The organism is Qiania dongpingensis (assembly GCF_014337195.1).
GTDB lineage: Bacteria > Bacillota > Clostridia > Lachnospirales > Lachnospiraceae > Lientehia > Lientehia dongpingensis.
Genome location: NZ_CP060634.1, coordinates 182,256 through 207,526 on the forward strand (window position 1 = coordinate 182,256; position 25,271 = coordinate 207,526).

The 25,271-nt window shown below is 49.0% G+C and carries 25 protein-coding genes; 12 read left to right on the top strand and 13 right to left on the bottom strand.

Going from position 1 to position 25,271, the window contains the following annotated elements:
- Positions 1-18: 18 nt before the first annotated feature.
- From hisD to H9Q78_RS00820, 4 genes are all read left to right on the top strand, one after another.
- Positions 19-1,308 carry a histidinol dehydrogenase gene (gene hisD, locus H9Q78_RS00805; protein ID WP_249303002.1) on the top strand — a complete coding sequence of 430 codons (1,290 nt, stop codon included), beginning with the start codon at positions 19-21 and terminating at the stop codon, positions 1,306-1,308.
- Positions 1,309-1,317: 9 nt separating this feature from the next.
- Positions 1,318-1,905, top strand: coding sequence for an imidazoleglycerol-phosphate dehydratase HisB (hisB, locus tag H9Q78_RS00810; RefSeq protein ID WP_249303004.1), 588 nt, complete (start codon positions 1,318-1,320; stop codon positions 1,903-1,905).
- Positions 1,906-1,931: 26 nt separating this feature from the next.
- On the top strand, positions 1,932-3,218 hold the full coding sequence (gene hisIE, locus H9Q78_RS00815; RefSeq protein WP_249303006.1) for a bifunctional phosphoribosyl-AMP cyclohydrolase/phosphoribosyl-ATP diphosphatase HisIE: 1,287 nt from the start codon (positions 1,932-1,934) through the stop codon (positions 3,216-3,218).
- 68 nt (positions 3,219-3,286) lie between these two features.
- Positions 3,287-3,712 carry a hypothetical protein gene (locus tag H9Q78_RS00820; RefSeq protein WP_231061051.1) on the top strand — a complete coding sequence of 142 codons (426 nt, stop codon included), beginning with the start codon at positions 3,287-3,289 and terminating at the stop codon, positions 3,710-3,712.
- Between the two features lie 78 nt (positions 3,713-3,790).
- Here H9Q78_RS00820 and H9Q78_RS00825 read toward each other — a convergent pair whose 3' ends face one another.
- Complete coding sequence (locus H9Q78_RS00825; RefSeq protein WP_249303007.1) at positions 3,791-4,636, bottom strand: DUF368 domain-containing protein; 846 nt, start codon at positions 4,634-4,636, stop codon at positions 3,791-3,793.
- A gap of 388 nt (positions 4,637-5,024) precedes the next feature.
- On the opposite strand from H9Q78_RS00825, the gene H9Q78_RS00830 reads away from it, so the two are divergent.
- The 5 genes from H9Q78_RS00830 to H9Q78_RS00850 all read left to right on the top strand — a co-directional run bounded on the left by H9Q78_RS00830 (position 5,025) and on the right by H9Q78_RS00850 (position 10,205).
- Positions 5,025-6,704, top strand: a complete 1,680-nt coding sequence (locus H9Q78_RS00830) for an ABC transporter substrate-binding protein (RefSeq protein WP_249303008.1) — start codon at positions 5,025-5,027, stop codon at positions 6,702-6,704.
- Positions 6,705-6,798: 94 nt separating this feature from the next.
- Positions 6,799-7,803: an ABC transporter permease gene (locus tag H9Q78_RS00835; RefSeq protein ID WP_249303011.1), complete on the top strand. Its 1,005-nt coding sequence runs from the start codon at positions 6,799-6,801 to the stop codon at positions 7,801-7,803.
- Positions 7,784-8,656, top strand: coding sequence for an ABC transporter permease (locus H9Q78_RS00840; protein ID WP_249303013.1), 873 nt, complete (start codon positions 7,784-7,786; stop codon positions 8,654-8,656). Before H9Q78_RS00835 ends, H9Q78_RS00840 begins: the two co-directional genes overlap by 20 nt.
- Positions 8,657-8,665: 9 nt before the next feature.
- The gene (locus tag H9Q78_RS00845; protein ID WP_249303015.1) at positions 8,666-9,595 is read left to right on the top strand and encodes an ABC transporter ATP-binding protein; all 930 of its coding nucleotides are present in this window, start codon (positions 8,666-8,668) and stop codon (positions 9,593-9,595) included.
- A complete protein-coding gene (locus tag H9Q78_RS00850; protein ID WP_249303017.1) occupies positions 9,585-10,205 on the top strand; it encodes an ABC transporter ATP-binding protein in 621 nt (206 codons plus the stop codon). The genes H9Q78_RS00845 and H9Q78_RS00850 overlap by 11 nt, the downstream gene beginning before the upstream one ends.
- A 278-nt stretch (positions 10,206-10,483) precedes the next feature.
- Here the strand turns inward: H9Q78_RS00850 and H9Q78_RS00855 are convergent, their stop codons facing one another.
- The 6 genes from H9Q78_RS00855 to H9Q78_RS00880 form a co-directional block, all read right to left on the bottom strand.
- Positions 10,484-12,166, bottom strand: coding sequence for a recombinase family protein (locus tag H9Q78_RS00855; RefSeq protein ID WP_008979761.1), 1,683 nt, complete (start codon positions 12,164-12,166; stop codon positions 10,484-10,486).
- Positions 12,167-12,260: 94 nt separating this feature from the next.
- On the bottom strand, positions 12,261-12,788 hold the full coding sequence (locus tag H9Q78_RS00860) for a DUF6870 family protein (RefSeq protein ID WP_231311547.1): 528 nt from the start codon (positions 12,786-12,788) through the stop codon (positions 12,261-12,263).
- 207 nt (positions 12,789-12,995) lie between these two features.
- Complete coding sequence (locus H9Q78_RS00865; protein WP_002604473.1) at positions 12,996-13,238, bottom strand: helix-turn-helix domain-containing protein; 243 nt, start codon at positions 13,236-13,238, stop codon at positions 12,996-12,998.
- Entirely contained in the window at positions 13,222-13,659 is a 438-nt protein-coding gene (locus H9Q78_RS00870) for a sigma-70 family RNA polymerase sigma factor (protein ID WP_002604474.1), read from the bottom strand. Before H9Q78_RS00870 ends, H9Q78_RS00865 begins: the two co-directional genes overlap by 17 nt.
- Positions 13,660-14,132: 473 nt before the next feature.
- On the bottom strand, positions 14,133-15,116 hold the full coding sequence (gene rlmN / locus H9Q78_RS00875; protein ID WP_002584956.1) for a 23S rRNA (adenine(2503)-C(2))-methyltransferase RlmN: 984 nt from the start codon (positions 15,114-15,116) through the stop codon (positions 14,133-14,135).
- The gene (locus H9Q78_RS00880) at positions 15,100-15,318 is read right to left on the bottom strand and encodes a cysteine-rich KTR domain-containing protein (protein WP_249303019.1); all 219 of its coding nucleotides are present in this window, start codon (positions 15,316-15,318) and stop codon (positions 15,100-15,102) included. The genes rlmN and H9Q78_RS00880 overlap by 17 nt, the downstream gene beginning before the upstream one ends.
- Before the next feature lie 386 nt (positions 15,319-15,704).
- Between H9Q78_RS00880 and H9Q78_RS00885 the strand changes: the two genes are divergently transcribed.
- The 3 genes from H9Q78_RS00885 to H9Q78_RS00895 all read left to right on the top strand — a co-directional run bounded on the left by H9Q78_RS00885 (position 15,705) and on the right by H9Q78_RS00895 (position 17,887).
- A complete protein-coding gene (locus H9Q78_RS00885; protein WP_002584957.1) occupies positions 15,705-16,061 on the top strand; it encodes a helix-turn-helix transcriptional regulator in 357 nt (118 codons plus the stop codon).
- 201 nt (positions 16,062-16,262) lie between these two features.
- Positions 16,263-16,592, top strand: a complete 330-nt coding sequence (locus H9Q78_RS00890; RefSeq protein ID WP_008979758.1) for a plasmid mobilization protein — start codon at positions 16,263-16,265, stop codon at positions 16,590-16,592.
- Entirely contained in the window at positions 16,553-17,887 is a 1,335-nt protein-coding gene (locus H9Q78_RS00895) for a relaxase/mobilization nuclease domain-containing protein (RefSeq protein ID WP_008979757.1), read from the top strand. The genes H9Q78_RS00890 and H9Q78_RS00895 overlap by 40 nt, the downstream gene beginning before the upstream one ends.
- Before the next feature lie 201 nt (positions 17,888-18,088).
- Here H9Q78_RS00895 and H9Q78_RS00900 read toward each other — a convergent pair whose 3' ends face one another.
- From H9Q78_RS00900 to H9Q78_RS00925, 6 genes are all read right to left on the bottom strand, one after another.
- Positions 18,089-18,298: a transposon-transfer assisting family protein gene (locus tag H9Q78_RS00900; protein ID WP_008979756.1), complete on the bottom strand. Its 210-nt coding sequence runs from the start codon at positions 18,296-18,298 to the stop codon at positions 18,089-18,091.
- 4 nt (positions 18,299-18,302) lie between these two features.
- Entirely contained in the window at positions 18,303-21,701 is a 3,399-nt protein-coding gene (locus H9Q78_RS00905) for a YodL domain-containing protein (RefSeq protein ID WP_008979755.1), read from the bottom strand.
- 125 nt (positions 21,702-21,826) lie between these two features.
- Complete coding sequence (locus H9Q78_RS00910) at positions 21,827-22,195, bottom strand: cysteine-rich VLP domain-containing protein (protein WP_044492000.1); 369 nt, start codon at positions 22,193-22,195, stop codon at positions 21,827-21,829.
- Positions 22,192-24,267, bottom strand: coding sequence for a type IA DNA topoisomerase (locus tag H9Q78_RS00915; protein ID WP_008979754.1), 2,076 nt, complete (start codon positions 24,265-24,267; stop codon positions 22,192-22,194). The genes H9Q78_RS00910 and H9Q78_RS00915 overlap by 4 nt, the downstream gene beginning before the upstream one ends.
- Positions 24,264-24,995: a DUF4366 domain-containing protein gene (locus tag H9Q78_RS00920; RefSeq protein WP_008979753.1), complete on the bottom strand. Its 732-nt coding sequence runs from the start codon at positions 24,993-24,995 to the stop codon at positions 24,264-24,266. Before H9Q78_RS00920 ends, H9Q78_RS00915 begins: the two co-directional genes overlap by 4 nt.
- Positions 24,985-25,251: a DUF4315 family protein gene (locus tag H9Q78_RS00925; protein ID WP_003508256.1), complete on the bottom strand. Its 267-nt coding sequence runs from the start codon at positions 25,249-25,251 to the stop codon at positions 24,985-24,987. The genes H9Q78_RS00920 and H9Q78_RS00925 overlap by 11 nt, the downstream gene beginning before the upstream one ends.
- Positions 25,252-25,271 lie beyond the last annotated feature (20 nt).

A 25,271-nucleotide genomic window follows, 5' to 3' on the forward strand; every position in this document is an offset into this window, starting at 1 on the left:
AAGACAGGAGGAGACAAAATGAGAATAGTGAAGTTGGATGAATCATCCAAAAAGGACATACTGGATCAGCTTTTGAAGAGAAGTCCCGGACACTATGGCGCCTATACGGAGACCGTAAATGCCATTGTGGAGGAAGTACGGAAGAACAGGGATTCAGCCCTGTTTGCTTATACGGAAAAGTTTGACGGCTGCAGGCTGGACGCTTCTGCCGTCCGTGTCACAGAGGCTGAGATGGAAGAGGCGTACGGCCTGGTGGAAAAAGAGCTTGTGGAGGTGATTCGAAAGGCGCTTGTGAATATCCGGGCCTTTCATGAAAAACAGCGGAGGTACAGCTGGTTTGATTCCAGTGAGAACGGCGTTTTGCTGGGACAGAAGGTCACGCCCCTTAACCGGGTGGGCGTATATGTTCCGGGTGGAAAGGCAGTGTATCCATCCTCTGTACTCATGAATATCGTTCCTGCCAAAGTGGCGGGAGTGGGAGAAATCGTCATGGTCACCCCGCCCGGCAAAGACGGCAGAGTAAATCCGGCTGTCCTGGTGGCCGCGAAAGAAGCCGGTGTGGACAAGGTCTTTAAAGCAGGCGGGGCTCAGGCGATCGCCGCTCTGGCTTTTGGGACGGAGTCCATCCCACGGGTCGATAAGATCGTAGGCCCCGGAAACATTTTTGTCGCTTTGGCTAAAAAAGCGGTGTTTGGTTTTGTGAGCATCGATTCTATCGCCGGCCCCAGTGAGATTCTTGTACTGGCTGATGAAACGGCAGACCCCCGCTATGTGGCCGCGGATCTTTTGTCCCAGGCGGAGCATGACGAGATGGCCTCCGCTATTCTGGTCACCACCTCTGAACGGCTGGCAGATGCGGTAAACCAGGAAATAGACGGGTTCCTTAAAATTCTCAGCAGAAGGGATATCATCTCCAGATCTCTTGAGAATTACGGATATATCCTGCTTGCAGACACCCTGGATGAGGCCATAGAAGCTGCCAATGAGATTGCTTCTGAACATCTGGAGATTATGACCAAAGATGCTTTTACCGTCATGACGAAGATTCGGAACGCAGGAGCCATCTTTGTCGGAGAACACAGCTGCGAGCCGCTGGGAGATTATTTTGCAGGTCCGAACCATGTGCTTCCCACCAACGGGACGGCCAAATTCTTTTCACCTCTGGGCGTGGATGATTTTGTAAAGAAGTCCAGTATCATATCGTATTCCAGGGAAGCCCTGGAGCCCATCCATGAAGATATCATACGATTTGCGGATCAGGAGAAGCTGACCGCCCACGGCAATGCCATAAAAGTTCGGTTTGAATAGGAGGGCGCCATGAAACGAATCGGAACAGTTTCAAGAAAAACGAGCGAGACAGACATATCCGTTACATTAAATCTGGATGGAACAGGCTTGAGCGAGATTCAGACCGGAATCGGTTTTTTTGACCATATGCTCGTTAGCTTTGCGAAGCATGGCCTGTTTGATTTAAACGTATCGGTCAAGGGAGACCTGGAAGTGGATACCCATCATACCATTGAGGACACAGGCATCGCCCTGGGGCAGGCCATTTTAAAGGCGGTGGGAGATAAGACGGGAATCCGCCGTTATGGCTCTTTCCTGCTTCCCATGGATGAATCTTTAGTTCTCTGCGCCCTGGATCTTTCGGGCCGTCCCTATTTGGTATATGACGCCGTTCTCACGGCAGAACGCGTCGGCTGCCTTGAGACAGAGATGATCAGGGAATTTTTCTATGCGGTTTCTTATTCGGCGGCTATGAATCTCCACATCAAGGAGATTCACGGCGAGAATACTCATCATGTGATTGAAGCCATGTTTAAGGCGTTTGCCAAGTCCCTGGATATGGCCACCATGACAGACAGCCGGATTCCCGGCCTCTTGTCCACAAAAGGTTCTTTATAATTTATAAATCGTGAGGAGAAGACAACATGGCAGAAGAAAAGAAACTGGCGGCTTTGTTTGCCCTTAGAAACGGTCAGGTGGAAATTGAAATCGAACGGGGAGGGTTCCCCGGCGGCAGCCCGGAAGAGCTGTGCCGTTATTACGATGACAACGGCGCTGATGAATTAATGATCATGGATCTCTCGGAGGATGATGCAGGACATGACGCCCATATCGGCATGATCAAGAAGATTGCCCGCACCGTGGATATCCCTGTGATCACAGGCGGACGGGTCAAACGGGTGGAGGATGTAAAGAAATATCTCTATGCCGGAGCTAAAATGGTGTATCTAAAAGCCTCCGAGGAAGAAAGCATTGATATTTTAAAAGAAGTTTCCGACCGTTTTGGGAAAGAGAAGATCGCCGTTTGGCTGGACAGGGAGGATAAGATCTCACGGATGGAGGAGTACGCTTCTTTGGGAGCCGGCTGCTTTATCCTGGATATGGGGGCCGCTTTCACATGTCTTCCGGAAGGCAGCGGGTATCCTATGCTGCTTTTGACACAGATGCGTACAGCGCAGGAGCTTAAACCCATCCTGTCGCTTCCCGGAGTAAAGGGAGCCGTTCTTTCATTTGGGAAAGATGATGGCACCGACTGTATGGCCCTTAAACAGCAGCTAAAAAAAGAAGGGCTTTCCATGAATACGTTTGAAAGCCCGGTGAGCTTTTCAAAACTTAAGCAGGGACCGGACGGCCTGGTTCCGGTCATCGTACAGGATTATAAGACCTCTGAAGTCCTCATGATGGCGTACATGAATGAATTAGCCTTTGAGGCCACGCTGGAAACGGGCAAAATGCACTATTACAGCCGGAGCAGAAAAAGCCAGTGGCTGAAGGGGGAGACCTCCGGTCACTTCCAATACGTAAAATCCCTCTATTCGGACTGTGACAATGATACCCTTTTGGCCAAGGTGGCTCAAGTGGGCGCTGCCTGTCACACCGGTTCCCGCTCCTGTTTTTTTAATAATCTGGTAAAAAAGGAGTATGACGATACCAACCCGCTTATGGTATTTGAGGATGTGTATCAGGTGATCCTGGACAGAAAAGCCAATCCCAAGGAAGGTTCTTATACCAACTATCTGTTTGACAAAGGTATCGATAAGATATTAAAGAAGGTAGGAGAAGAGGCGACGGAAATCGTCATTGCCGCCAAAAACCCCAACCCGGAAGAAATCGTTTACGAACTGTCGGATTTCCTCTATCACGCCATGGTATTGATGGCGGAAAAGGGCGTGACCTGGGAAGATATTACAAAAGAATTGGCAAATCGCTGACTTATTACTTGATTGTCCCTCCGGAATAGGGTAAAATTACATAAAAGAACTGCAAAGGGGGAGCGGCCATGGCATGGAAGGAGAAATGTTTTCGTTCCTTAATGGATGCGAAACTGTTTTTATCAACGGCGCATATGGAGAGGTTCAAGGAATTGTGGAAAGTTCTGAAAAAGCAGCCTTTCTGTACAAAAGGGATGTGTAAATGTCTGTTCATGGCGGCGTGGGACCAGGAGCATTATCAGTTCCTGAAGGACACGGTGGATGAGATGATCGCCAGGAAAGACACGGATACCTCCTATATGCTGGAAAAAGGAAGAGTCGTGCTGGACAATGTCGCCCTCAGCGAACGGGAGCTGTTTAAACTCTCTATCCGTTTTCTGGAAGAGGAAGGAAGGACACCGGACGAGCGGTTCCTCTTAAAGCTGGCCCATCATTGGGTTCCGATCGCGGACAATACTCTGGAGGCAGGACGTCTTTTGGATGCTTTGGAATAAATGAGACAAATATGAGGTTTAAATGAAATATGCTGGATTGGGCAGTTGCGGCCTTGTTCGGCATATTTTTTTATCGGTTCATGCCGTTTCCGGATGCCGTTCTTCCCACCTGGACAGAAGAAAAATGATAAAAAATCCTGCCGCCGCCCAAAAGATGCAGGAAAAGATTTCTTTCCCGGCCGGCATTCGCGGGATTTCGCCCATGATATCTCCGATGGAACCCATCACGAATCCCAATATGATCATATAGGTGGGATGAGGATATCGTTTCATGGCTGTTTCCAGAAATCTGGTCAGCAGAAGAATACCCAGGATACATCCTGCGCCAAAGGGAAGAAGGGCCAGGAAATTTCTGTCTCCAAGCGCGCCGAAAATAAAATTATAGACTCCCATCATATACAGCATGGAAGAAAAAGAAATCCCAGGCAAAACTAACGCCAGTGCACCTAAAATACCGGCCAGAAACTGGATGAGGAAACTGATGAGGCCCCCGTTTCCGGCATGAAACAGATTTTTCGGAAGCATGGCGATGCCAAATACAAGGGCCAGTCCGGCGGCAAGATAGAGGAAGCTTATAAAGGTCAGGCGTTCCGTCCTAGTTTCTTTATAGATGACCGGAATCCCTCCGATGACAGCTCCGATCACAAAGAATCCCATTTCCTGTGGAAAATGACGGTTCAGGGAAGCCATGGGCCCCGATAAGATCAAGAATGCGGCTCCGGCTCCCAGCACGAACTGGAGCAAAAAGAAAAAACTCTCTTTTTTGTGCTTCATAAAGGAACTGACCGATGAAATCATGCGGTCATATATGTTAAAGATCATGGACATGGTTCCGCCGCTGACCCCTGGGATCAGCATGGAGCCGCCGATGATAAACCCTTTGATTATCGTTGAAATCTCGAACATTCTGTCTGCCTTTCTCATATTTTCTCTTGAATTGTGTAAACAAGATGACGTGAAATTGATACCACTATAACAGACGAGGAGCCGTCTGTCCATAATTCCGGCATGAGCTTGATGCTTTCTTAACACATTTTACTTAGTACTTTTGGATTCTCCGGATAACTTCTATTCCTTTGATTCCATAAAAGGATTGGATATCCGCACGGCCCGCGCGCCTTATGGCTGCCCGCGAGCCGCCTGGATGGAATCGGATTCCTCCTGCCCATAGTACTGCATTCGTTTCCAGCCTGTTTATACAACTCTATGCAAATGTTAAAAAAATATCCCCCGGGGCGGCTTCCAGAAGAAGCTCGAATTATGTATAATAAACCCGTTGGCTGGAAATGCACAAAACAGGAGGATGGAAAAGATGAAAAAGGGAATGAAGGCACTCGCAGTGCTTTTATGTATAACCGCTTTGGCAGCAGGATGCGGCAGATCCGGAGATTCCGGGACATCGACAGTCAAGCCGAGCCAGACGACAGACGGCGCAGAGAAGACGGAGAAGGAAGAGACAGAGAAAAACGAGGGGGAACCTGCGGAAGCAAAAACAGAGGTGACCATCGGCTTTTCCAGTGAAGGGGATTCTTTCGATCCCTGTACAGGATTCGGATACACAGGCTCTCCTCTTTATTCTAGCCTGGTAAAAGTAAACGGCGACGATCAGCTGGAAAATGATCTGGCTACAGAATATACGGTCAATGACGACGCGCTGACATGGACTTTTAAAATAAGAGACGATGTGACGTTTACTAATGGTGATCCACTGAAGGCTTCCGATGTGGCTTTCTCGTTCAACACCGCCAAGGAAAAGGCCACTTACATGGATCTGACCATGATGGAGAGCTGCCTCGCAACGGATGATACTACTGTTGAATTCAAGCTGTCAAAGCCCTGTGTGACATTTATCTATACAGTCGCTCAGATGGGTATCGTGCCGGAGCATGCCTACAGTGATAAATTTGGTCTGGAGGTGGACCAGATCATCGGCTCAGGTCCTTATAAAATGGTCCAGTGGGATAAAGGACAGCAGTTTATCCTGGAAGCAAACGAAAGCTACTATGGCGAACAGCCTAAGATAAAGAGAGCGGTTGTCCTGATCCAGGAAGAAGACGCTCGTTTTGTAGCCGCACAGGCCGGAGAAGTGGATATCGCTCTTACCTCTGCGACACTGGCCGCCACGGAAATCAAAGGAATGCATGTGGAAGAAGTCGAATCTGTGGACAACAGGGGCATCACACTTCCTACCGTTCCCGATGAAGGAAAGACGACAGAGGACGGCTATAAAATTGGAAATAACATCACTTGCGATGTCAAGGTACGAAAAGCGCTTTGTTACGGCATTGACCGGGAGAAGATCATAGAGGAAGCTTTAAACGGCTATGCGGCTCCGGCGTATTCCGAATGTGACGGAATGCTGTGGTGGAACAAAGAAGATGTGATTGATACGGACATTGAATATGCCAATAAGCTCTTAGAGGAATCCGGCTGGAAGGATACGGATGGAGACGGAATCCGGGAAAAAGACGGAGAGAAGCTTTCCTTTAATCTGATGTACTTCGCCGGGGACTCCATGCGTCAGGCAGTGGCAATGTCTGTGGCAAATCAGGCTAAAGAAAATATGGGATTTGATATAAACGTCGAAGGTGTGAGTGCGGACGATACTGTGAAAAGAATGTTCTCGGAACCCATGATCATGGGATGGGGCTCCGACAGTCCGATGACTTCCTATATGCTGTATCACAGCAGCAATGCAGGTAAGACAGATTTTTATAATCCTGAATTTTATACCAGTGAAAAAACAGATGAATATTTGGATAAGGCGATGAACTCTCTCACGATCGAGGACTCCTATGAATGGTGGCAGAAAGCGCAGTGGGACGGAGAGACGGGTACCTCCATGAGAGGAGAGGCCCCCTGGGCGTTCTACGTGAATATGACGCATCTTTACTATGTAAAGGATGGACTGGATATCGGAAATCAGAGAATCCACGCCCATGGACAAGCCTGGCCCCTGATTGCCAATCTGGCAGAGTGGACCTGGGAATAAATAAAATCACCGATAAAAATACTATTTTGCTCCGGGCAGATTTTGTCCGGAGCGAAATGTGCGTTTATAATAAAAGAAAAATGAAGGTGGGCTTATGAAAAAAATGCACGTTCTTAAATTTACGGGCAAATATCTGGTCCGGGTGGTGACACTTCTTATCGCAGTCAGTATAATCAGTTTCATTCTGGTCAGCGCGTCTCCTGTGGATCCTGTACAGCAGTACGTGGGAGCAGTTCCAAACGTCAGTGAAGAACAAAGAGAAAAAATAGCAGAATACTGGGGATTAAATGATCCTCCGCTGGAAAGATTTCTCGCGTGGGGAAATTCCATTCTCCATGGCGACTTCGGTACATCATTGATATACCGTCGTCCGGTTCTGGATATCATCAAAGAAAAGTTCGCTGCTTCTTTGGCGCTCATGCTGACGGCCTGGCTCTTTTCGGGTCTGATTGGCTTTGGCATTGGATGCGCCATGGGGATTTTCAATGGAAAGTGGCTGGATAAGATTCTGAAAAAGATCTGCCTTATCATGTGTTCGATTCCTACGTTTTGGATAGGAATTGTATTCCTCATGTTCTTTTCTGTAAAGCTGGGCTGGTTCCCCATGGGGATGAGCGTGCCAAAGGGGGTGCCGGCCGATGAGGTAACCATCCTGCAGAGAATTCATCATCTGGTTTTGCCCGCATTGACTCTGAGTTTTCTTTCCTTTGCCAATGTGGCGCTTCATACCAGAGAAAAGCTGGTAGATGTGCTGGAAAGTGATTATGTTCTGTTTGCCAAGGCGAGAGGAGAATCACGCTTCAGCATCCTGAAGCGGCACGGGTTCCGAAATATACTGCTTCCCGCTGTTACCATGCAGTTCGGTTCATTCAGTGAATTGTTCGGCGGTTCTGTGCTGGCGGAAAGTGTCTTCTCCTACCCCGGACTGGGCGCGGCTGCGGCTGCGGCAGGTATGGGCTCGGACATCCCATTGCTTTTGGGTATCACCCTGTTCAGCGCCCTGTTTGTCTTTGCCGGAAATATGCTGGCCAATATTATCTATGGAATCGTAGATCCGCAGATTAAGGAGGGATATAAGAATGAGTCATATGGCAGCTAAGGACCGTACTCTGCGGGGGGAAAAAGGCTCCTGTTTTCTGAACAGGAGGACAAAGATCATCGTTCTGGCGGTACTGATGTTTGCCGTACTCGTTGGGATATATCTGGCGGGGGCTTTATCAAGCAATGATCTGATCGCGGCGGATTTCTCCCAGAAAGGTTTAAAACCTTCCTGGGAACATCCGTTCGGAACAGATATGCTGGGCAGAGACATGCTGGTGAGGACCATAAAGGGTTTATCTGTCAGTATTGTAGTGGGGACTGTGGCGTCCTGTGTAAGCGCCGTAATTGCTTTGATCGTGGGCGTTGTGGCGGCTACAGGGGCCTCCTGGCTGGATCACTTTATCAACTGGGTGATAGACCTGGTGATGGGGATTCCTCACACGGTCCTGCTGATCTTAATATCCTTTGCCTGCGGGAAGGGGCTTAAAGGAGTTCTCATAGGCGTGGCGGTCACCCATTGGACAGGGCTGGCCCGTATCATCCGAAGTGAGGTCCTTCAGATCCGGTCCCAGCAGTATATCGAGGTGTCCAGAAAGCTTGGACATTCCAGCTGGTGGATCACCGTCCATCATATTCTGCCTCATATGGTGCCTCAGTTTATCATTGGGCTCATACTGATGTTCCCCCACGCCATCATGCACGAATCCAGTCTTACCTTTCTTGGATTTGGACTGCCCCCGGAGCAGCCCGCTATCGGTATCATCCTGTCAGAATCCATGAAATATCTTTCAACAGGAATGTGGTGGCTGGCCTTTTTCCCTGGACTGATGCTGGTGATCATCGTCCTGCTGTTTGACCGTTTGGGAGAGAATCTGAAGAAGATCATAGATCCGTACAGCGCCCACGAATAGGAGAGAGTTATGGAAAAAGAACCAATTTTAACAGTCAAGGATCTGTCAGTATCCTTTCATATGTATGACACCGGACTTGAGCAGTACGATCTTAAAGTGATCTCCAACCTGAATCTGGATGTATGCCCCGGAGAAATCGTGGCAATCGCCGGCTCCAGCGGTTCCGGGAAAAGTCTTCTGGCTCATGCGGTCATGGGGCTTTTGCCGGGGAACGCGGCAATGAGCGGGGAGATTTCTTATAAAGGCAGCATATTGTCCCAGAAAGATAAAGAGAAGCTGAGGGGAAAAGAAATGGCGCTGGTCCCCCAGTCAGTCGCTTATCTGGATCCATTGATGAAGGTGGATGCACAGGTGAGAGGCAGCAAGCCGGACCGGGAACGTATAGACGCCCAGAAGGAAATTTTCAAACGGTTTCATCTGGACGAGAAAACAGAAAAGCTGTATCCTTTTCAGCTTTCCGGCGGCATGGCCAGAAGAGTCCTCGTCTCCACGGCAGTGATCAGCGGTGCGGATCTGATCATTGCCGACGAGCCTACGCCGGGACTGGACCTTAAGATGGCCCTGGAAGCCCTGAAGGTTTTCCGGGAATTGGCAGATGAGGGTAAGGCCGTGGTATTGATCACCCATGATATAGACTTGGCGTTTCATATAGCGGACCGTATCGCCGTTTTCTATGCGGGAACAACCGTAGAAATAGCGGAAGCGGAGGACTTCAGGAAAGGGCCGGAGGCTCTCCGCCACCCTTATTCTAAGGCATTGTGGGAGGCTCTTCCGCAGAATGGTTTTAAACCGATCGCTGGTTTTCAGCCTTATGCAAAATATCTCCCTGACGGCTGCCTATTTTCTCCCAGATGTCCTCATAAAACAAAGGAATGTGAACAAGAGATACCCATGAGAGAAGTGCGTGGGGGATATGTGAGGTGTATTCATGCGGATTGAAGCTAAAAATATCAGCTTTCGGTATGGCGCCAAGTCTCCGTGGATTTTACAGGACGTCAGTCTGAGCGTAGAAGAAGGAGAGCGGGTCGGTCTGGTAGGGCCAAGCGGATATGGGAAGAGTACGCTGATCCGGATCATGGCCGGGTATCTCCGCCCGCAAAAAGGGGAAATCCTGCTGGACGGAAAACCGCTTCCGCGAAAAGGCGTTTCTCCGGTACAGTTAATCTATCAGCATCCGGAAAAAGCCATAAATCCCCGGTGGAAAATGAAAAAAGTGCTGCAGGAATCCGGCATGTATCGGGACGAGGTGATGGAAGCGCTCGGGATTGAAAAGGATTGGTTGGAGCGATATCCAAGAGAGCTGTCCGGCGGTGAGCTGCAGCGGTTCTGTGTGGCCCGTTCCCTGTTTCACGGAACTCACTTTCTGTTTGCAGATGAGATGAGCACTATGCTGGATGTGATCACGCAGGCGCAGATCTGGAATCTGATGCTGAAAGAAGTGGAAGAACGCCGCCTGGGACTTTTGATGGTCACCCATAACAAAGAACTGGCGAAAAAAATCTGTGACCGGGAAATCCATTTAGAAGAAATCAACAGCAAAGAATTATGATTTATCATAGCAGAAGACAAGGGGCCGCCAGGGCCTCTTTGTTTTTCACAATGTTTCTTTCATTTTCATACAATATCATGAGTTTATTTATTCTATCAGAAAAGAGGCGATTCATATATGTTCTCAAATCTCTTTGGAAATAACAGCTGCCGCTGTTCAGACTGCTGCTGTGAACGCGGGCCAGAGGGCCCTATGGGACCGAGCGGCCCCGCGGGTCCTGTAGAGCCGTTTATTTATGCACAACATTAGATTTTCCTTTGTGTTGAATAGGCAAGCCGTTAGATTGCCTTGTTCTCAATCACTCGGATAACGTTGTGGTTATTCTCGATGTAATCAATAATTCGCTGGTACTCGTCGGCAAAATTGAAGTCAACCGTTATTTCCCCGTTCTCATGCACCCAAACCGCTTTTACGAGTTCAACCATAATCCCGCGGTTAAGGCTCTGAATGTTTTTGTATTTCAGAAAGGCGGTTAGATACGGGTCGTCGGTTCCGATACCATCAGCCATTACCTGCATTTCCTCTTTCAGATAGGAGATGTTCGCTTCAAGCTGTTGTATCTGTTCTGCAATCTTGCCTTTCAAGCGGCGGTATTCCTCTTTGGTAATCTCACCGCTTTTCCAATCAAGGTACAAGCTATCGGAAGCGTCATTGTACTGTTTTAGCTGCTTCTCTGCCTGTTTCAAGGAATGGGATAATCTCTTGCTTTCCCGGTTGATAACAGGCGCGTTGTTAATCCGTTCAATTTCTTCTGCAAGCCGATCTACAAGGGCAATTTGCATTTGCAACGCTGCCAATACCGCGTTTTCCAACTTGTCTTGCCGGATAGAATGTTTGCTGCAAATCTTCTTATCGGTGTAGCTGCGGCAAGAGTAGTAGGCAATATCGCGGGCGGTTTTGCGCCGCATGGCCTTTTTGCAATCCGCGCAACGGACAAAGCCGGACATGAGATAGACTTCCTGTTTGCCGGGGGCTGTCCTTGTGTCGCGCTTATGTAGGGCTTGCGCTTTCTCGAATGTTTCCCTGTCAATAATCGCTTCGTGTGTGTTGGGGACGACAAACCATTCTTCTTCGGGGACGTTGATCTGCTTGTGTACTTTGTAGCTTATTACGCGATTACGGCCTTGCACCATTACGCCCGTATAAACTTCATTTTGCAATATCCTTACAATCGTGCTGGCAGACCACAAACCATCGTTTTTGTCGGAATTAGGGTTGTTATACTTAAAGCCTTTTTTCTTCTTATAGGCTTCGGGGTTCGGCTCTCCCATTTGGTTAAGCCGCTTTGCAATCCCCATTTTACTGTACCCCTCATTGACAAACCAATGGTAAATGCTTTTGACAACCTCCGCTGCTTCTTCATCTACAATCAAGCTGTTTTTGTCGTTTGGGTCTTTCTTGTAGCCGTAAGGGGCAAACGCGCCTATGAACTCGCCGCGCTCCCGTTTCATCTTGAATGTTTTGCGGATTTCTTCGGAAGTGGTCGCGGCAAACTGCTCGTTGAACATTCCCCTAATAGGTACTTCAAGGCCGCTTGCAGAATGGGGATTTGCGTAAGTGTCAATAAATGGTGTGCCTGTGCAAATAAACCTTGCACCGTTAATGGGTATGAACTCCTCTAAAAACTTTTGCTGGTCGGCAAGGTTGCGGAAACCGCGTGCAAGGGATTTGATAATCATGCAGTTTACTTCTTTTCGGACAATGCAGCCCTCAAGCCGTTTGAAGTTTGGTCGCGCTGTGTCGGTGCCTGTCAATCCGTCGTCGGCAAACACGTCTACAATCACATAGGTTCCCGGCTCAAAATAGCTGTCTACAAAGTCGCGGAGTATCTTTTCTTGGTTGATAACACTCTCGCTTTCGTCCTCGTTGTCGTCCTCTCTGGATAGTCGAATGTATAGCCCAATTTTCCAAAACGGCTCTGCATAACTGCGTGCCATTTTGTCTTTGCGTATGCGGGGCATTATACCTCCTTTCCCCCTATAATTACGAGTTAATTATACCATTTTCGCCCCGTAATCACAAGGTCTTACCCATAGAGTTAGGGAAAGTCGGCGGTTATTTCAGACTTAAAAAGTAATCGCACAATGATTGCTTTAGCGTTCTATCCTCTGCGACAAACCGTATTCTTACGGGCGTATCGCCGCAAAGAAAACAATACGGATTGACGATCTGCTCCAAGTAGCTTTGCATTTTTTTTGCTGCTGGCAAAGAACTGTCAATATGGATATTACGAATATCAACCAAAGTGCTGCGGTCAACCTGTGTAATATCAACATTTCTCATTTGTTGAAGTTGTAACTTGGTAATCATCTTCTTTCCCTCCCGGTTAGCGGCATAGTACAGAATATGCGCTCCGGCTTGTACGATATGAGAAATAAGGCTGAAACGGGCGGTTGTTAGCTGCAACCTCACGGGAGTTTCACCCCGGCCCATGCTTATGGGTGCGCCGCGCAATACTTTGAGGGTGTTCAACGCGGGAGTATCATTGTGCCGCCTTGTATGTCGTCGCCCACAAGCTGCTAAACCTGTTTTACGGCGCGGTAGTTGTCGCTCGACTTTTCCCCGTAGGGGAAAAGCTGTCATGGCGTACCCGCCGACTGGCTCGGTACAGACGGAATGTACCCGTTTGCCTGTTATGCTGCGCACCAAAGGCCGCTTTCTTTGTCAAAGAACAATAGGCTTTGTCGGCCTGCAAAAGCACATCAACAGCGGATATGCTTTTGCGGAACGACAAATAGCCCATAACGGGAAGCGTGGAAAGGGGACACGCTCCCCGCATGGGCTAAAAGATTATCCTACATGAAAAGCAAGGGTGCGGGTAATAAGGCGCACTTGCAGCCTGTTACGCATTTCCTCGTCCACATAGGAATAGGTATTGCCCGCGTCGTCTTTCAGCGTGCGGGTACAAAGTTTCGCTATGTAACCCTCGTAGTGCTTCAAGATCGCGCACATGGCGGTTGTGTCGCCGTTTGCCGCTGCGGAAATGACAGGGAACGGCAACAGATTTTCAGACTTCCTAACGGTATTCATCATCTGCTTTTCCCTCCAAATACTGTTTGATTTTCGCAAGCGCGGATTTCCTGTGCCGGAAAACCGTCGTGCGTACAACATTCAGCAGTTCGCCAATTTCCGCGTCGCTCATATCCAAGAAGTAGGACAAAAGGATAATGTCGCGTTTCCTTTCGGGCAAAGCGTTAAGGGCTTCGGCAAGCAGTTCATTTTTGACGAGTACATCAAAGCCGGACACTTGAAAACGGAAATAATCGCTTTCGTATTCGTCCGTTGTGAAAAGCTGCGCGAGTTCGCTTTCGCTCAAATCCGAAAAAGTAACTTCGCGTGCTGCGCGTTTCGCAAGAGTGCGGCGGTGGCTTTTCGCTTCGCCGACCAAAGTTTTCTTTGCTAATGCGTCGTACTGATGTTGTATTCTTTCCTTGTCGGAAGAAGATAGCTCCATAGAGTTCACCTCCTTCCCGCGTGGAGTAGAGGACGGGAGTTAAGGGCTTGTCCTCTCTGCCCCTTTCGCTCCGTACCCGTTCGGGAGATGGCTCTTGAGTGCGCTTTTCAGAAAAAAGTTGAAAAAAGCAAAATGCGCCCGTCCGCAAGACGCGGACGGGCGCAAAGGAAATGTAAGCAGTAGCTAAATGTATTGACAGTTCACATTCATAGCCGGAATATCCCGCTTGCGGAGCATAGCTTTTTTTGACCGCAAAGCATTAGGCGGGTTACAGTAAATAAAAATGGACACGGCGATACCTCCCCGATACCGCCGTATCCTTAAAAAAGGGCGACTTTAATACACTACCCGCAATCCATTCTATAATAGGGAACAGCGGCTTTTGCGCAATATTAAATAAAAAAGCCGATAACACATAGGTTTTTTGACCTAATGCGTTATCGGCTCTGCGTCTATGCGTCTGGCACTTTTAATCATTTTTTTTTGAATTTATTATATGTGTTAGCTAACTGTCCACAAGCCGCGTTAATCTCTCTGCCATGAGAAACTCTCATAGTAACTTCAAGTCCTGCTTGCTCTAATTGATGTTTGAATGCAACTATTTCCCGTTTCTGTGGTGCTTTAATTCTTGAATTGCTTGTTGGGTTGTATTGTAACACGTTAATCATAACTTTTTTGCCCCGAAACCATTTTGCAAGTTGTCTTACATCTGAGGGCCGGTCATTTATACCCGGTAAAAGCAAATACGCAAAGACAATTTTGCGATTATGCCTTTCAGAATAGGATAAGGCTTGCTTAACAACATCTTCAATAGCATATATGCGCATGTGAGGAATAATACGATTTCTTGCAGATTGTGTTGCTGCGTGTAAAGATATTGTCAACTGAATTTTAAGATGTTCCTCGCGCAATTTTTTTAATTGATCGACCGGACCAACTGTTGATATGGTAATGCCGTCGGTTGGAAAGTTGAGCCCATATCTATCTCGGAGAATATGGATTGCTTTTATCAAGTTGTCATAATTGAATAAAGGCTCTCCCATACCCATAAAAACGATACGGTTTACTTTTCGACGCAACAATATAATCTGTTGTACGATTTCTGACGATGTTAGATTACGAACAAAGCCATTTCGCCCGGACTCACAAAAAATACAACCAACAGGACAACCGACTTGTGTGCTCACGCAAACAGTTCCACCATCTCGCCGCTTGATAAAAACCGTTTCAATGTATTTGTTGTCTTTCAGTTCGTAAACATACTTTTCAGTATCACTGCTTTTGCAAATATTTTTTACCAACATTGATAGATTTTTTTTGCGTGGTAATTGCTTATATAATTCTTCATATAAGGCTTTTGCTTCATTCTCGCCAATAACTTCCGACATTTCTTTGTAAGTAAATCCGTATGGATCATTCCGTACTTCCGCAGGCGTATATTTAGGTAAACGTTTCATTTTTATATCCTTTCTTATAAATAATAAAAGTTTGTTTTTCTGTATTTTTGATTACAATCTCTAATTTTTCTACATCAATGATATGCGTCAATTTGCATTTAGGGCAGAAAAGAGGAAAATCTTTTAATACAGTATTATGAAATACTTGAACTCTCGTCTTTCCGTTACAAATCGGACATTTTATCCAATATTTTTTAAGCATTATATTTCACTCGTCCTTTTTACACAAAAAATGCAGGTCAATCCTCAACATGAGCATTGACCTGCATTTATAATGCACAGAGCAGTACAACAAAACTAAGGCATAGCTTGCACTATATCTATACGTCGTTAGTTTTTTGTATAGCATCCGCAAAATAAGCATGACAAAAAAGCCCATGTTGAAAATGGGAAAATCCTTTTTTTCAATGCTTATCTAATACGCATGCTATGCAACATAAACGCCGCCTCCTTTTACATAAATTTTATTTTATCAGAAAATCAGTCTACTGTCAATACACAACAGGAAGTATTTAACCTAATGATATGAATTGTGTGGACATATCCAAAAAGAAAGGTGAACTGTAAAATGTAACAGGGTGAATGAAAATGGCAAAAAGACCCGTACCATTGTACGACTTTAAGGCTTTCGGGGCAGCTATAAAAGCCGCGAGAAATGAATACGGCGAGAGCCGCAAAAAGGTAAGCGACGAGTTATATATTTCCCCGCGCTACCTTGCGAATATCGAGAACAAGGGACAACAGCCGAGTTTACAGGTATTCTATGACCTTGTAACCCGGTATCATATTTCGGTAGATCAATTTTTCTTCCCGAACAGCAATGCGGAGAAATCCACCGGGCGGCGGCAGCTTGACGCGCTGCTGGACGGTATGAGCGATAAAGGCATACGGATTGTAACCGCAACAGCAAGGGAGATAACGGAAGTCGAAAAAGCAGAGGATTAACCTCACAATATGAGAAATCGGGAGATTGCAGCGCATGGCGGCTGCAATCTTTTTTTGCGTCCAAAATCAAGGGAATGCGCAACAAATACCGCCTTTCGGTAGGGGTATGGAGTAGATAGCAAGCACAGCAAACGAGTACCCGTTTGCGAAAAATGCTTGTTGGGATAATCCCAAACCCTTATACCGAAAGGCGGCGCGGAAATGGAAAACCGAAAGAGAAATATCCAAATGAAGTTTTACGTTACGGAAGAAGAAAAGCGGCTGATCGACGAGAAGATGAAGCAGCTTCCCATAAAGCAGTATGGGGCATACTTCCGCAAAATGGCGATTGACGGGTATATCCTTGTCATTGACCGAAGCGACACGAAAGCATATATCCGGGAACTGCAAGCGGTGAGCCGGAACATCAATCAAATTGCCAAACGCGCCAACGCGACGGGGGCGGTTTACCAGCAGGACATTGAGGATATAAAAAAGGCGGTGGACGAGATATGGCGGTTACAAAGACGCACCCTATTAAATCAACCTTAAAGGCCGCAATAGACTATATCTTAAATCCCGAAAAGACAGACGGAAAGCTGCTTGCGTCCTCTTTCGGCTGCGGGCTGGAAACCGCCGATATAGAGTTTGCATGGACGCGGGAAGCTGCCGGAGATCGCGGCACACATTTAGGGCGGCACTTGATACAATCCTTTGCGGTAGGCGAAACCACGCCGGAAGAAGCGCACAAAATCGGCATGGAACTTGCGCAAGCGGTGTTAGGCGGCAAGTATGAGTTTGTTTTGACAACCCACGTCGATAAAGACCATCTGCATAATCACTTGATTTTCAACGCGGTTAGCTTCGTTGACTACAAAAAGTATCATTCCAACAAGCAAAGCTATCACGCTATCCGACGCACCAGCGACAGGATATGTAAAGAGCATGGGCTATCCGTCGTCGTGCCGGGACAGGACAAAGGGAAAAGCTATGCGGAATACACCGCCGAAAAGCAAGGAACAAGCTACAAAGCCAAGCTGAAAACGGCGATAGATACCCTCATTCCCCAAGTCAAAGATTTTGACGAACTGCTGCGCCGTTTGCAGGAAATGGGGTATGAAATCAAACAGGGCAAATATATTTCTTTCCGCGCTGCCGGACAGGAACGGTTTACCCGCGCAAAGACGCTCGGCGCGGCCTATACGGAAGAAGCCATAAAGGAGCGTATCAAGGGCGTATATATTGCCAAGTCAAAGCCGCTGCGGGAAGATAAGAAAATCCGGCTTGTCGTCGATATTGAAAACAGCATTAAAGCCCAACAATCGGCGGGCTATGAACGGTGGGCGAAAATCCATAATCTGAAACAGGCTGCAAAAAGCATGAACTTCTTGACCGAAAACAAGATTGAATATTACAGCGACCTCGAAAGCAAAATCGCGGATATTATGACCGCCCATGACGCGGCGGCAAGGGCGGTTAAGGAAGTGGAACAGCGTATGTCCGATTTATCGCTGCTTATCAAGCACACCACCACATACCGACAATTAAAACCGATTTACGAGGAATACAAGAAATCGCGGGACAAGGAAAAGTATCTGCGGGGGCATGAAAGCGAAATTATCCTGTTTGAAGCTGCGGCAAGGGCACTCCGGGAAATGCAGATAAAGAAGCTGCCCGATCTCGCCGCGCTGCGCAAGGAGTATAGCGGCTTAAACGACAGGAAAAGCAAATTGTATGAGGATTACCGCCAAGCGAAAAAGCAAATGCAGGAGTACGGCGTTGTCAAAAAGAACGTCGATAGTATTCTTTACCCGTCCCAAAGCAAGGCGCGGGAGCAGGAGCGATAAGGCGCAAAACAAGGGGTAGCAAGTGGAACATTAAGGGCTGAAAACGCCTGTGTTTCTGCGGCTTCCAGCGCGGGGAAACGGCATAGACGATACTTTATATTCAAACCCGCAAAAACAGCTTTCTAATTGTCCACGCAAGGACAAAAAAAGAACAGGGGCGCGGTGCCGGAAATCGGCAACCGCGCCCCTGTTTTCTATGGGCTATTCCTCGTCGGTCAAGATAAACTCCCGTTCGGAAAACTCGCTGTCCGTCATGGCTTGCAGCTTTTTCACCGCTGCGGCGGCAAGCTGGCGCATATCCTCGTCCATATAGGGCATGGCGGCAAGGATATTTTCAAGCGTTGTTTCCCGGCTGTCCTCGGCGTAAATCGCAATTATGTTTTCTTCCTCAATGGTAAAGCGGATATTCATACTATCAAACCTCCAAATCCTTTTTCTGCTCTTTCTGCTTGTCTTTCGGCTGCTGCGCCGCCTGTTTCTTGTACTCGTCCAGCTTCTTCAAAATGGACGGTTTCTTTTGCGGCTGCTCCCGTTTCTCGGCTTTTACCGCTTTCGCAAGGTCGGTAACGGAAATCGCTTCGCCCGCCTTTGCCCGCTGCTCCAAATCCGCGACGGTGGGCGTTTGCGGCGTATTATTGATAATCCCGTCAAAGTTGTTGTCGTTCTGCTCTACAATGTCCTCAACGTGCTTTAAGGGATTATCCCGCTGCGGCTGCTCGGCGGCTATGGCATAAGCCTGTGTGCCATTTCCCATAATGAGATACTTCCCGTCCTCCGACGCATGATGAAAACCAAAGCCCGCCGCTTCGATCTGTTCGCGGCTCATGTCGGTAATGTAAAAGTTCCCTCGCGGCGTTCTGACGGTTTCGCCCGTCATAAGGCTTTCGGGGGTCGCTTCCGGCTGCTGCTTTTCAAGCTGCCCGCCCTTGTAGGAATACCCTTGCGCCGCGATTGCTTCAAGGGTCTTGCCCGTAACGTCGCCATAAATCCGCTTGTCTGCGTCTACAAGCAGTTGCAGCGTATCTTTTACGGTATCGGATAGGGCTTGCTGCTGTTCGGGAGATAGCTTATCAAATACGGGGGTCTGCTGCGCTTGCTCCTGTAAAAACTCCGGCACCTGCTGAAAACCTATGCTGTCTACATAATGGGCGGTGTTCTCGCCGTTCTGATGAAGCACAACAATGTCGGAAACGGAAAGGCTATGCCCCTTGAAGTCGGCGGGGCGGTCGATATTAAACTTTTCCCAAATGCCGCCAAGCGTCATATCCTTTGTAAGCGGTGCGGTATAGACGAGTTCATAATTTGCCCGGTCAACGAAATGCCCCGTTGCTTGCAGACGGTCGAAAGGCTCAAAGCGCAAATCCATAGTTTCCTCTCTGCGGGCTAACTGATAAATCCCGTAGCTGTCCTCCTTGCCGTTGAGAAGCAAGGTTTCTTTTGTTTTCGCTTCCTGCTCCTGCTCGGCTTGCCGCTGCTGCTGCAATTCGGTAAAATGCCCCTCGATCTCGGTAATGAGTTCCTTTGCGGTTGCCTGTATCGTTTCAAGGGACGCTTTTAATTCGGTCATTTCCTTGCCGCTGCTCCACCCGGCAACATACCCGAAAGAGTAATCCGACGTATCAAGCCCGAAATGCTGACACACCGTATAGGCAACGCTTTCAGCCTGTACCTCGCGGCTGCGGCGGTCAACGCGGTTTTGTTCCTCCAGCGGGGCGTTTAAGTCCACGTCATGCAGCTTCGCATGGGCGATTTCGTGAATGGCGGTCTTAACCGCTTGCAGCTCGCTCACACCCTCTTTGATAGCAATTCGCTTATCGGTCAAACTGAAATATCCGTTTGCGCCGTTTGTGATCTGCTCAAAAGCAATCGGAACGGGGGACGCTTTTTCAAGGGCAGCGAAAAAGTCCTCGTACTGTTCCACATCGGCAAGCAGCGGTTTGACGGAGAGGTCGGGAAACTCCTTGCCCTCGGTCTGCGAAATGTCAAAGACGGTTACAACCTTAAAGGCGGGAACGGTAACTTCCTTTTCTTCCTTAACCGTCTTTCCCTCGCTGTCAAGTATGGGCTTTCTTGTGTCGGGGTCGATTTTATCCACCAGCTTTTTTACCTTGTAAGGTGCGGGGGCAAAGATTTTAATACCTTTCTCGCCGCTTTTCACATGGCGGTCAAACTCTTTCTGCCATTGTGAATAGCCCTTTACCAAATTGCCGCCCTGCATGGCGATTAGGATAGTGTTATTCAAGCTGTAATCGTGAAACTTTGACATAGCCGTTAAAAACTCTTTGTAGCGGTCGCTGTCAAAAATCGCTTGTATGCCCTGTTCCAGACGGGCGGTGATCTCCTTTACCTTGTCGCCGGGTTTTTCAGAAGAAAGGATAATCGGCACGACGGGGCGGGGCTGCTGCGGCTCTGCGGTCTGTACGGCTGCTTGCTGCGTTTCGGCTGCGTCCATATAGGCTTTGTCCTGTTCGCCGCGCTCCGGCTGCGGGTAACTCATAATGCGGTATTCCTCCGGCACTTCGCGCCCCTCAAACTGCCGTTCCCACTCGTCGCCGCTTTCCACGATATAGCCGTATTCGGTAAACGCGCCTTTTTCCTGCGCGGCGGCGTTCCTGCCAAAAGTAGTAAGGTCAATGCCGCCTTTCCATTCTTCGGGCATTTGTACCATGCCGGATTGATTTAAGTAATAGTCGCCCAAATCGCGGTAGGTATGTACTTCGGGAATATGGACGTAAAAATCCACGTTGTAGGTGAAGTCAATTACCTGTCCGATATTTGCAAGCCCGTTTTTCTGCTGCAAAGCTGCGTTCAGCTTGCCAACCTCGGCGGGGTCAAGCTGTTCGAGCCGCGCCGCAAGAAAATTGAGTTCGTCCACGTCGGCGGCGCATACCATTTCATAAGGCAAAGCAATATGTTTCTCTGGGTCGTCGGAATAGCCGCGAATGGAAAAATCCTGCGGGTTATCGGCGGTAATGCCGACGCTCTGCATAGCGGTCTGTAACTGCTCCTTTGTGGCGGGCATATCCAGCCAATAACCGCCGGGGTCGCCCGCTTCAAAACGGCTGCGGTTGCCAATCATAATAGAAAACTGTTCGCTCATGTGTTCACGCTCCTTTTGCTGCCCGGTAGTTTCGGGGATAGCTGCCGCCTGTGGCTGCTGCTGCGGGGGTTCCTCACCCTCAATGGTATAGCCCGGTAAAAGCATACCGTTTACTTTGAAATGCTCGGCGTACTCCTGCGGGATAGGCGGGGAGATTTCCGTAAACAGACGGTCGTATGCTTTGATACGTCCATTCAGATACTTTTCCATAGCCGCCTTATCGGAAAAAACCTTTCTGTCCTGTCCGGCAATCTTCGCTTGCCCGTTCCTGTTCGGGCTGTTGGTATAAACGCCCCATGTGAGAGAATAAGAGTAAGGGACGCTTTGCTGCTTCTCCCTGTCGTAACGGGTGTTCTCGTAAATGTGGTAGTTCATCTGATATACCCGGTTGCTGCGGGTATATCGGTCATATTCGCCTTTCTGCCACTCGTTAGAAGTGTGCTGCACAACGGTTGTCCTTGTGTATTCAATCGCTTTGTCAAGCAAAAGCGTTTTTCCCGCCTGCTGTTCCCAAGCGGCGGCGCGGGTTGAGAGATCGTTAAAAATCGCCTGTTCCGCTGCCGCGCTTTCCTCACGCATGGCGTGTAGCTGTTCCAGCGGCAAAGAAACATAGGGGGCAATATCCCCGTCCTTTGCTTCAAAATATATCCGGCGTTCTATCCGCATGGTTTCGGCGGTTTCCAATTTGTCATGGTCGTATGAAGAATACGGCATATTGTTTCATCACGTCCTTTCTCGATTTTTAAGGGTTTGGGACTATCCCAACAAGCAAAATGCCCGCGCTTCCCATAGAGCAGCGCGGGTATTTCTCGCAAACGGGTACTCGTTTGCTGTGCTTGCTATGTAGTTATTTTTATCCGTAAACGCCTGTTTCTCTCGCTTTCCGCTTTCTGCCTGCGGCGTATCTTTGCCGCACAATCGGGACAGTATTTCGCCCGATTGCTGCCCGCCGCAAACGTGCTGCCGCATACCGCGCAACGCTTCAAATCGGTTTCCCCGCTGCGGGTGATCTGTTCGCATAGCTGCCTGTCTGCGGGTAAAACCGCTTCGCGGAAATAACGGCATAACAGCGAATAGCTGATACTCTGCACACAAACGCAAGTTTCCCCGTCGTCCAATAGCAGACAGTTCCCGCAATCATTGTTGGCGCACGCGGCTCGGGCCATTTTCTTAACGGCTCGATACTGCTTTTCATCAAGCCTAATCATTTTCGGTTCTGCTCGACGCGGAAGTTTACATACTTGCCGCCTGTGTCGGCAAGCAGCACAACCCCGTCAAAGGTCTTTCCCGTTTTGGTGGAGTACATACCCTTGATTTTTACCTTTCCGTCTTTCAAAAGGGCGGCGGCAATCGCCTTTGTGAAAGTCTTTTTGCGCTGCTGAAAGAACAAGTCATTTTTCCACATGACAAAGCTGCACGCCCTGTCGGAACAGTAGTAGTTTTTCTTGCCCTCGTAAACCGCCGCGCCGCAACGGGGGCAAGTGCCGATTGCTTCCCGCTGCGGGGTAAACAGTTTTGCTTTATCCTCGGAAATCGCGGAATAGGTCTTGACAAGCCCCGCTGTCATTTCCTCAATCCCTCGCATAAAGTCGGCGGGGCTGTCGCTGCCCTTTGCAATCCCGGTAAGGCGCGTTTCCCATTCTGCCGTAAGCTGCGGGGACGTAAGGCTTTCGGGCAGAATGGCGACAAGGTTATACCCGTCCTTTGTGGGGATTAGCTTCTTGCCCTTGCGCTCGGCAAAGCCCGCTGAAATGAGCTTTTCAATGATACCCGCCCGCGTCGCGGTGGTGCCTAATCCCTTGCGTTCCGCGTCCTCCGGCGTTTCCTCCTTGCCCGCGTTCTCCATAGCGGACAGAAGCGTATCTTCGGTATATGCTTTTGGGGGCTGCGTGTAACGCTCGGAGATCTCCGCTGCGGTATTTTCAAAGGTCTGTCCCTCGGTAAGCGGGGGCAAAACCGCTTCCGGCTCTGCGTCCTCGTCCTGTTCCTCGGACGCGGCGCGGGATAATCTTTCAATCTCACGCCAACCCTCGCAAAGCGTTGTCCTGCCCTTTGCGGTAAAGGTATAGCCGCCGCAAGTGAAAACCGCCGTAACCGCTTCATACGCATAGGGCGCGGCTGCGGCGCAAAGCAGCTTTGCACACACAAGGGTCATAAGTTTTGTTTCGCTGTCGGCAAGGGAAGCAAAGCCCGCTTTCAAAAACTCGGCTGTCGGCAAAATAGCGTGGTGGTCGGTTACTTTGCTGTTGTCGCAAACCCTTATAAGGTCTGCTTGCAGCTTCACGTCCCGCATAAAGGGAAGCAGCGAACAAAGCCCGGTAATGAGTTCCTTTGTGCTGTCCTGCATATCGGAAGTGATATATTTGCTGTCGGTGCGGGGATAGGTCAAAAGCCGCTTTTCATAGAGGGCTTGCGCATAATCAAGGGTCTGTTTCGCCGTAAATCCATACAGGCGGTTAGCTTCGCGCTGTAACGCGGTAAGGTCAAACAGCTTCGGCGGGGCAACGGTCTTTTTCTCTTTTTTGAGGGAAGTACAAACGGCTTGCGATTTCTCGCAAGCCGCTTTCATCTGCTGCGCTGCCGCTTCGTCGTTCAGTCTTTCGGACAAAGCCGAAACACCGCCCGCGTCCAGACGGACAACATGATATTTTTCTTTCTTAAAGCTGCTGATCGCATAGTCGCGGTTTACCAGCATGGTAAGGGTGGGCGTTTGCACTCTGCCGACATTCAGCGTTTTGTGATAGAGGATAGAGAAAAGGCGGGTCGCGTTAATCCCGACAAGCCAATCTGCCTTTGCTCTGCAAAGCGCGGATTGATAGAGGTTGTCATAGCTGCGCCCGTCTTTGAGGTTTGAAAAGCCCTCGCGGATTGCGCTTTCTTCCATGCTGCTAATCCAAAGGCGGGAAAAGGGCTTTTTGCAATTTGCCTGTTCGTAGACAAATCGAAAAATGAGTTCTCCCTCGCGCCCGCTGTCGCACGCATTGACAATCTCGGAAACGTCGCTGCGGTGCATAAGGTCTTTGAGTACGGAAAACTGCTGCTCCTTGCCGCTGGCAACGATAAACTGCCAATCCTGCGGGACAATGGGGAGATCGTCATACTTCCATTTTCGGTACTGCTCGTTGTAGGTCGCCGCGTCCGCAAGGCTAATCAAATGCCCGATACACCAGGACACAAGGTAGCCGCTGCCCTCAAAATATCCGCTGCGCTTTTCATTCGCGCAAAGTACGGCGGCAATCGCCGCCCCGACGCTCGGTTTCTCTGCAATTACAAGTTTCATACTTCCTCGTCCTCCTGCTCGGTTTCTAATTCTTCCGCGTCCTCGTCGTCCTCGTCAAAGTCGAGATCGTCAAGGTTGCTGCTGCCTTTTGCCGCGTCCTTTTTGGGCTTCATAATCTTAAAGTAATAGAACGCGCCGCCGCCCGCTGCGGCAAGAAGCAGCACGACAAGCAGAATAGCACCGCCCATGCCGCCGCCTTTATCTTCCTCCGGCTCCGGCTGCTCGGTTTCTTCCAGCTCCGGCTCGGCTTCCTTGCCCGCGCACTCGCTCATGTTGACGCTGCAAACGGGGCAATCGGTGTTGATGCTTCCGGCAACGCATTTTTCAGTACAGCTACAAGCGGGGGTTTCGGTCTGTTCGTCCTCCATAAGCTGCAAAAGGTCTTTTTCATCAACTTGATTGAGGAAATGGACGGTGTTTTCTCCGTCCTCGGCTCGGTCAATGATGATGTAAAAATAGTTTCCGTTTTTCGTAACGACGGTAATAAACTGTTTATCGCCGGACGCTTCGCCCGTTATGTCGTCCACAAGGCTCATGTTGCCCTCCGGCGTTAAGGGCTGCGGCTCATAGCCGCCCGTCGTTTCTTCCGGCTCGGTTTCGGTTACGGGGGTAGGCGGCTCGTCGCTCACATCACCGCCGCCCGCAAAAGCGGTAACAGAAAAGCCGCCCATGAGTACAAGGGCGGCAAGCAAAGCGGTAACGCTGCGGAACAGTTTTTTATGCTTCATCTTCGGTTTCCTCCTGTTCGTCGGTATAGTCTGCGTCCGGCTGCGGCAAGGCAATTTCGCCGCTGGCGTAAGCGGAGAGGAACGCGGCAAGCTGCGCCCCGTCAAGGTGTACCGCTTTCACCATTTGAACGATCTGCGCGTTTTCTTCCTCGATTTTCTGCGCTTCAAGGTCTTTCAGCCTTTTTTGGTATTCAAGGATTTTCGCCCTCGTTTTCTCAATATCCCGTTCGATACGGTCAAGTTTCGTGTTTGCCATAGAAATTAACTCCTTTCAAA

Coding starts and splice junctions, on each gene's coding strand:
- H9Q78_RS00860 (WP_231311547.1), bottom strand. CDS start 12,788: ATGACAGCTTTTCCCCTACGGGGAAAAGTCGAGCGACAACTACCGCGC.
- rlmN (WP_002584956.1), bottom strand. CDS start 15,116: ATGAAACGTTTACCTAAATATACGCCTGCGGAAGTACGGAATGATCCA.
- hisIE (WP_249303006.1), top strand. CDS start 1,932: ATGGCAGAAGAAAAGAAACTGGCGGCTTTGTTTGCCCTTAGAAACGGT.
- H9Q78_RS00865 (WP_002604473.1), bottom strand. CDS start 13,238: ATGATGAATACCGTTAGGAAGTCTGAAAATCTGTTGCCGTTCCCTGTC.
- H9Q78_RS00820 (WP_231061051.1), top strand. CDS start 3,287: ATGGCATGGAAGGAGAAATGTTTTCGTTCCTTAATGGATGCGAAACTG.
- H9Q78_RS00910 (WP_044492000.1), bottom strand. CDS start 22,195: ATGATTAGGCTTGATGAAAAGCAGTATCGAGCCGTTAAGAAAATGGCC.
- H9Q78_RS00920 (WP_008979753.1), bottom strand. CDS start 24,995: ATGAAGCATAAAAAACTGTTCCGCAGCGTTACCGCTTTGCTTGCCGCC.
- H9Q78_RS00835 (WP_249303011.1), top strand. CDS start 6,799: ATGAAAAAAATGCACGTTCTTAAATTTACGGGCAAATATCTGGTCCGG.
- H9Q78_RS00845 (WP_249303015.1), top strand. CDS start 8,666: ATGGAAAAAGAACCAATTTTAACAGTCAAGGATCTGTCAGTATCCTTT.
- H9Q78_RS00890 (WP_008979758.1), top strand. CDS start 16,263: ATGGAAAACCGAAAGAGAAATATCCAAATGAAGTTTTACGTTACGGAA.
- H9Q78_RS00825 (WP_249303007.1), bottom strand. CDS start 4,636: ATGAGAAAGGCAGACAGAATGTTCGAGATTTCAACGATAATCAAAGGG.
- H9Q78_RS00840 (WP_249303013.1), top strand. CDS start 7,784: ATGAGTCATATGGCAGCTAAGGACCGTACTCTGCGGGGGGAAAAAGGC.
- H9Q78_RS00925 (WP_003508256.1), bottom strand. CDS start 25,251: ATGGCAAACACGAAACTTGACCGTATCGAACGGGATATTGAGAAAACG.
- H9Q78_RS00855 (WP_008979761.1), bottom strand. CDS start 12,166: ATGCCCCGCATACGCAAAGACAAAATGGCACGCAGTTATGCAGAGCCG.
- H9Q78_RS00850 (WP_249303017.1), top strand. CDS start 9,585: ATGCGGATTGAAGCTAAAAATATCAGCTTTCGGTATGGCGCCAAGTCT.
- H9Q78_RS00830 (WP_249303008.1), top strand. CDS start 5,025: ATGAAAAAGGGAATGAAGGCACTCGCAGTGCTTTTATGTATAACCGCT.
- H9Q78_RS00885 (WP_002584957.1), top strand. CDS start 15,705: ATGGCAAAAAGACCCGTACCATTGTACGACTTTAAGGCTTTCGGGGCA.
- H9Q78_RS00880 (WP_249303019.1), bottom strand. CDS start 15,318: ATGCTTAAAAAATATTGGATAAAATGTCCGATTTGTAACGGAAAGACG.
- H9Q78_RS00905 (WP_008979755.1), bottom strand. CDS start 21,701: ATGCCGTATTCTTCATACGACCATGACAAATTGGAAACCGCCGAAACC.
- hisD (WP_249303002.1), top strand. CDS start 19: ATGAGAATAGTGAAGTTGGATGAATCATCCAAAAAGGACATACTGGAT.
- H9Q78_RS00870 (WP_002604474.1), bottom strand. CDS start 13,659: ATGGAGCTATCTTCTTCCGACAAGGAAAGAATACAACATCAGTACGAC.
- hisB (WP_249303004.1), top strand. CDS start 1,318: ATGAAACGAATCGGAACAGTTTCAAGAAAAACGAGCGAGACAGACATA.
- H9Q78_RS00895 (WP_008979757.1), top strand. CDS start 16,553: ATGGCGGTTACAAAGACGCACCCTATTAAATCAACCTTAAAGGCCGCA.
- H9Q78_RS00915 (WP_008979754.1), bottom strand. CDS start 24,267: ATGAAACTTGTAATTGCAGAGAAACCGAGCGTCGGGGCGGCGATTGCC.
- H9Q78_RS00900 (WP_008979756.1), bottom strand. CDS start 18,298: ATGAATATCCGCTTTACCATTGAGGAAGAAAACATAATTGCGATTTAC.